At 65.0% G+C, this 2563-nt stretch carries 1 protein-coding gene and 1 pseudogene; one reads left to right on the forward strand and one right to left on the reverse strand.

The features are described from left to right. Positions 1-462 (reverse strand): annotated as a pseudogene (locus JOY90_RS26210) (hypothetical protein); the annotation flags it as partial. 330 nt (positions 463-792) lie between these two features. Between JOY90_RS26210 and JOY90_RS26215 the strand changes: the two are divergent. Continuing rightward, on the forward strand, positions 793-2563 hold a 1771-nt coding region (locus JOY90_RS26215), incomplete at its 3' end, for a galactose oxidase-like domain-containing protein (RefSeq protein ID WP_291694007.1).

Consider the following 2563-nt stretch of genomic DNA (forward strand, 5'->3'; position numbering starts at 1 on the left):
GATGGTCGTGCCGTGAGGGATCGAGCCCATCCGCGTCACCGTCGCCGGCTCCTCCGGGTTCTTGATCTTCGGGACGTTGATCCACACACCCGGCTCGAAATGCTGGCCCGACTGGTCGAAGCTGTCCTTGATCGATTGGATGTAGGCCGCCCCGCCCAGGACCACCGTGGACTCGAACAGGGAGCGATTGGCGATTCCCGACCCGGTGATCTCGGTAAAGTCGAGCTGCTCCTCCGTGAAATTCAGCTCCAGGAAGAAATCCTGCGGCCCGAACTCGCCGCCGAAGTTCGGCCGCCAGATCATATTGAAGCCCTTGCCCTTCCAGGACCGCTTCGCATCGTGGCCGCCCTGCGGGGCGCCGACAAAGGGTCGCAGGAGACCCAGCAGATCGGCCGGAGCGGCGAACGCCGCAGCTGCACCGGTCAATTCATGCGCAAAGGAAAAGTCAGTCTCTATCGCCATGACAACCTCTCAAATCGGTTTCGATCAATTTGGTCCAGGCAACGACGACGTCCTGGCTTGTCGTCGGGGAGATCGGCAATCTCGAGTTGATGCAATTATTGATTGCATCACGTAGAAATGCGCCAGGTGGCCGATCGTACCTGCAAAAAACCGGTCGTCGTGTGGCTTGGTTCACAGGTCCTCACGAAGTGCACGCTGCAAGAATGAGCAGAAGCTCCGCGCCACAACCTGGACGGGGATGGAGAGATCCGGCAGCCCGGACGGGCTCGCGCCCATTCCGGCGTTGCGCCCGACGAGCGCGAGCTCGGAGACCGACGAGGGAGGATGCCCATGATCGCCGACAGCACGAGCGACGGTGACGAGCGGGCCGCCACGACCCGCGAGCAGGACGGGCACTGGGAGGCGGTGATCCGGCTGCCGAACGTGCCCGTTCATTCCCACCTGCTGCCGAACGGCAAGGTGCTGTTCTGGGGCCGGCGGGTCGATCTGAAGGGCGACATGGACCAGCAGCAATGCGACGTCTATCTGCTCGATCCCAATACGGCGGAAACACACAAGGTGTCTTCGCCGACATTGCCGGACGAATCACCTGTCAACCTGTTCTGCTCCGGCCATGCGCTTCTCGCTGACGGCAGGCTGTTCGTCGCCGGCGGCCACCTGACGGACGGTCATGGCGTCAACCAAGCCAGCCTCTACGATTGGGAGCACGATGCCTGGACGCCGCTGCCGCCGATGAACCACGGGCGTTGGTATCCCACGGTGACGCTGCTCGCCGACGGCGGCGTGCTGGTCACGTCAGGGACTTTTGCCGAGGGGGCGGGACCGGTGCAGCTCAATGACGTGCCGCAGATCTGGAGCGCGGAGACGGGTTGGCGGAGCCTGAACGGCGAGGTGCTGTCGCTCTATCCACGCATGCATGTGCTGGCCAACGACCGCGTCTTCGTCGCCGGCACGGACCCCGTGTCGCATGTCCTCGATCCTCGCTCCGGCGAGTGGTCGAGCGCCCCGAACCGCGCCAACGGCGACCGGCAGTATGCGCCTGCGGTGAGCTACGCTCCCGGCAAGATCATCTACATCGGCGGCGGCAACGATCCTCCGACCAACGTCCCGACCGCTCGCAGCGAGATCATCGATTTCGACGAGAACAATGCCGCCTGGCAGGCGACCATGCCGATGTCGCAGCCGCGCCGCCAGCACAACGCGACGGTTCTGCCCGACGGGACCGTCCTTGTGACCGGGGGCACGAAGGGCGGCGGCTTCGATGGCGGATTCAACGACCTCGGTCCCGGCCAGCCCGTTCATGAGGCGGAGCTCTGGAGTCCGTCAAACGGGCATTGGACGCCGCTGGCCGCCGAAGCCGAGGATCGCTGCTACCACTCGACCGCCCTGTTGCTGCCCGATGGGCGGGTGCTGAGCGCAGGCGGCGGCGAATACAATCCGAACGGCAATCCGATTCGAGCCGAGGACGTTCACACCAGCGCGCAGATCTTCAATCCACCCTATCTGTTCCGCGGCGCCCGGCCCATCATCGACGGCGCTCCCGTTCAGGCCGAGTATGGCACCGACGTCGTCATACGCTGCTCCGGCGCACCGCCTCTGCGCGCGACGCTGGTGAAGCCGGGCTCCGTCACCCATTCACTCGACACCAATCAGCGTTGCGTGGAGCTGAAACTGGCAACCAACGGCAAGCAGGCCACCCTGACATTGCCGGCCAATTCCGCCATCTGTCCGCCGGGCTTCTACATGATGTTCCTGCTGAGCGCGGAAGGGGTGCCGTCGGTGGCGCATTTCATCCGGCTCGAACGTCCTGCCGCCGACACCGTGACGTTCGCCGCAAACAGCCAGTCCGCCAACAAGCCCAGCCTCGCCGATCGCGACCGTCGAATCGAGGCCGAGGCCCGCGGACCCAAGGTGGTGATCGGGCTGACATCCCGCTGCCCCTATGGGCTTGCCGCCTGCTGGGGCGGTGCCTACCAGACCCTCCGTACGCTCAGCGGCGTCGGTGCGGTGAAAGCGGTCGCCAATGCGGACGACTCGACCGCCGAGGTCTTTCTGCGCGACAACGCTCCGCCGGATATCGACGGCTGGATCGCGACGTTTC

The sequence above is a fragment of the Bradyrhizobium sp. genome (assembly GCF_019242285.1).
Classification (GTDB): Bacteria; Pseudomonadota; Alphaproteobacteria; order Rhizobiales; family Xanthobacteraceae; genus Bradyrhizobium.